Origin of the sequence: Treponema sp. J25 (assembly GCF_004343725.1) — a bacterium.
Taxonomy (GTDB): Bacteria; Spirochaetota; Spirochaetia; order Treponematales; family Breznakiellaceae; genus J25.
The window spans coordinates 1-2944 of sequence record NZ_PTQW01000045.1; the positions used below are offsets into that span (position 1 = coordinate 1).

1 protein-coding gene and 1 pseudogene are annotated in these 2944 nt (G+C 32.9%); both read left to right on the plus strand.

What is annotated here, in order from left to right; all coding sequences use genetic code 11:
* Positions 1-1565: 1565 nt before the first annotated feature.
* Entirely contained in the window at positions 1566-2330 is a 765-nt protein-coding gene (locus C5O22_RS12245) for an N-acetyltransferase (RefSeq protein ID WP_132782231.1), read from the plus strand.
* A gap of 187 nt (positions 2331-2517) precedes the next feature.
* A pseudogene (locus C5O22_RS12250) lies at positions 2518-2865 on the plus strand (excinuclease ABC subunit UvrA); the annotation flags it as partial.
* Positions 2866-2944: the final 79 nt, after the last annotated feature.

Here is a 2944-nt window from a genome sequence, read left to right on the forward strand (position 1 = left end):
GGAAAACCGAAAATTTTAACCTAAAACCGCAAAAATCCCGAAATGACAGTTCCTCCCGAAATGACAGTTCCTATCAGTACAAAAGTCATAGTTCGAGGGAAAAACCGAAAATTTTAACCTAAAACCGCAAAAATCCCGAAATGACAGTTCCTCCCGAAATGACAGTTCCTATCAGTTACACTTCCTAACGCAACAACTTCGGATTCTTCATTTCTATTGCCGAAAAGGTCATTATTTTCTATATCAGTTTTCGGATTGGGGAGCGTTGATGATACACTATATGCACTCATCATATCATTTGAACCATTATTATAACTTCACCGTGATAGCCCCCTGCGTAACCTCAATAATAACCTTGGCTCCAAACTCAAATCGGAACTCCTTCAGCTAGCAAGCAGATATAATAACGGATGGAGCATATTCCAACCAATCCTCAAAGCATCTGAAAAGCTTCTTTATATATATAGTAGTTATACTGATGTAATTAAAATTACCGTGAAAGAAATCCCCCAAAGCCAGTATTCATGCGGGACTATTGCTATTAAGAGGTACACAAGAACCCATACGCCAATTTTTTAGTATCTAATGTGGTTTATAGGTATAATAATCCCGTCCATGGGCGGCATTTCCGGCATAGTAGAAATAGCTGAAAAAACACTTCGGGGACACGGGAACAAAAAATCCTATATTTTTTGTTCCCGTGTCTGTCTATTCCTGTGTCTATCGAAGCCGCCTACAGAAGCGAGTCCGGGGTAAATCCATCACCCATTCTTTTTATGAATACTCTATCAACTGGACACTTTCAAAAGGGCAAACTGGAAAAACCTATACAAATATCATATTTTGTATCGAGATTATGTAGATAAAACATATATAATGTAAATATATTTCGATTTATATAAAATAATACAAAAACTTGTTTAAATTACCATAGAAGCTATTGACATTATATGGACAATAACTGACAACATCCAATTCAGAATTTAATAAAGGTACAATAGGTAAATATAATGAAGCCATGGAAACTCTAAAATCTGATTTTCTAATGTACATGAAGTTTTAGTCGTATACCCGTTGCAGATATAGGGAGGCGTTTTTATATTTAGAAAATCATTGAAACTCTTTCAGTAGAAACCAGTCTTTTGAAATTGAATATGATTTTTTATTTCATTTGCAATTGTAGTTAGATCCTTCCCTAATTCATGGGCGATTCCTTTAAATGTTACTTTCCTTTTGGCATTATTCAATAATAATCCTTTCTTCTAAAGTTAGATGTTTATTTTTTATTCATATGTATCTCCTAAAGAAGCACCACCTTAAATATATCATAACTTTTTAGAAACTTATTTCCTCCACAACTTTTACATGATTTTGAAAAACTTAATTCCAGTCAATGCTTTTTGGGAATGGAATTTACTTATTAAATAGGGTTATTTGTTTAATAGTGCTAGAATAAATCATTTTAATTGACTTATTTTTTGGAATAATATATAATATTCGAAGTGTCACATTAGTATTTAATACTGTTGGCTGTGATTCATTAAGAGAATACTGGAGGTTATCTTATGGATTCGTTAAATATAATTACTTTGACAAACAGCAACATAGACTCTGAACATATATGTTGTGCATTATCTGATAAAAAGTGTTTAAATGGAGTTAAAGCTAAGAAGGAATGGCTTAAAGATAGATTTAAGGATGGTTTGATTTTCAAGAAATTTGATGTAAGGCAAAAGGTATTTATTGAATATATTCCAGCGGATAATGCATGGTGTCCTATAGAGGCGCCGGGCTATATGTTTATCAACTGTTTCTGGGTAGCAGGCAGTTACAAAGGTAAAGGTTATGGTTCAAAACTCCTTGATGAGTGTTTTAAAGACTCAGAAGGTATGAATGGAGTTGTTGTGCTGACCAGTAAAACCAAAAAGCCGTATATGTCTGACAAGGCTTTTTTTATAAAGAAGGGTTTTAGTGTATGTGATACTGCAAGTCCTTATTTTGAATTATTAGTTAAGAAGTTTAGAAATGAAGCTCCTGATCCGGTCTTTAAGAAATGTGTAAAAGAATCGAAGATAAATAATAATATAATGACGATTTATTATACAGAACAGTGTCCTTTTACCGATTATTACATAGGTGAAATTGTAAAACGGGCAGAGAGTATAGGTTTTCCGCTGGAGATTAAAAAAATTCAATCAAAGGAAGAGGCACAAAATGCGCCTTCACCTTATACTACCTATAGTGTTTTTTATAATGGACAATTTTTAACCCATGAAATATTAAATGAAAAGAAGTTTGATAAACTTGTTGAAAAAATAAAAATGGGATAATATGCAGCAATAAAGTTCAGTTTTAATATATTAATCTATGCTTTTATTGAGAGGTCTGTTTGTTTTTAGTGGATTTGCATGTTTTTCAGTACAAGCCCGTATGATGTGTAATTTTTTAATGAAATTACATAATTGGATTTGAAGATTTATTGCTACTATAATAGTTATGGGAGTAGTTGTTTAAGATATGGATATGATAAGAGTTAGAGGTGCACGTGAAAATAATCTTAAAAATATAAACGTTGATATACCAAAAAACAAAATAACTGTTATTACGGGATTAAGTGGTTCTGGTAAATCATCATTAGCATATGATACCATTTATGCAGAAGGACAGAGGCGTTTTATTGAGTCGCTATCTTCTCATGCAAGACATCTGATTAGTCAACTCGATGAACCTGATGTTGATAGTATTGAAGGGTTATCTCCTACTATTGCAATAAGTCAAAATTTAGGACAAAGAAATCCTCGTTCAATAGTAGCCACAATTACAGATATATATGACTATTTGCGGGTGCTGTATTCAAGAATTGGAACTTATCCGAATTTTTTTCCCTGGTAGCCGGGCAAGAACTACTATGTGCCTGTGTTGTCAGTTACCAATCCTTTGGTGA